The 971-nt window shown below is 55.7% G+C and carries 1 protein-coding gene; it reads left to right on the forward strand.

Annotated features, from left to right (window positions below):
- A partial coding sequence (gene repA / locus ENTHG_RS00070) for a plasmid replication initiator RepA (RefSeq protein WP_044172006.1) occupies positions 1-896 on the forward strand: 896 nt, incomplete at its 5' end.
- Positions 897-971: the final 75 nt, after the last annotated feature.

Raw genomic sequence — 971 nt, forward strand, 5'->3', positions numbered from 1 at the left:
AACTGACCCGCCGCAAACGCGGTGATCATTCCACAAAAGCCAAATGTGAGAACCCGACCTGGTATCGCCCGGAGCATTATAAAAAGCTCTCCGGACAGCTCGGTCATGCCTACAATCGCCTGGTGAAAAAAGACAAAGAAACCGGGCAGGTCAGCCTGCGCATGCATGTTTCGCTCCACCCTCTCTATGTCGCCAGCCGCCGTAAAGCGGGACGTAAATATGGCTTCCGTCCGGAACGTCAGCGCCTGCTCGACGCTCTCTGGCCAGTGCTCATCAGCTTCTGTGATGCCGGTAAGCATACTGTCGGTATGTGCATCTCCCGTCTGGCAAAAGAGCTGAGCGCTAAGGATGCTAAAGGTAATGTCATTCCGGAAACAGAGGTGACGGTCTCACGCCTTTCACGTCTCATCGAGGAACAGGTACGGTTTGGCGTTCTGGGCCTGGCGGAAGAACGCACCTGGGATCGTGAATCCCGCTCCTGGCTGCCAACGTATGTTTATATCACCCCCGTGGGATTCCAGATGCTGGGCGTCGATATGGACAAGCTGTTTAAAGAGCAGGAGAAGAAGCTCCGCCAGAGCGCCGAGCGCGAGCAGCTGATCCGGGAAGGGGTGATGAGCGAACATGATGATGTTCAGCCTCACTCAGCGCGTAAATGCTGGTCTGACCGTAAGCGTCGAGAGGCACTCGTTTATCGCCGCAAAAAAGGCGCGGAGCGTAAACGTGCCAACAACCTGGTTAAGCTGCCGGCAGATGAACGACTCCATGCTATGTCTGAATGGATTTACCGCACCCTGCCGCCTGACGAAGCGTACTGGTGCACATCTGAGCGCCTTAAGGCTCTGACCATCCAGCATCTTTACCAGCTGGATCTGGCGCTTTCTCCACCGGACTAGCCACGGACGAAACAACAGTCTTCCTGCTTACAGGCCCCTCACCGGGGCTTTTTTGTGCTGGTTTTTCTCGGCCGA

The organism is Phytobacter massiliensis JC163 (assembly GCF_000321045.1).
Lineage (GTDB): Bacteria > Pseudomonadota > Gammaproteobacteria > Enterobacterales > Enterobacteriaceae > Phytobacter_A > Phytobacter_A massiliensis.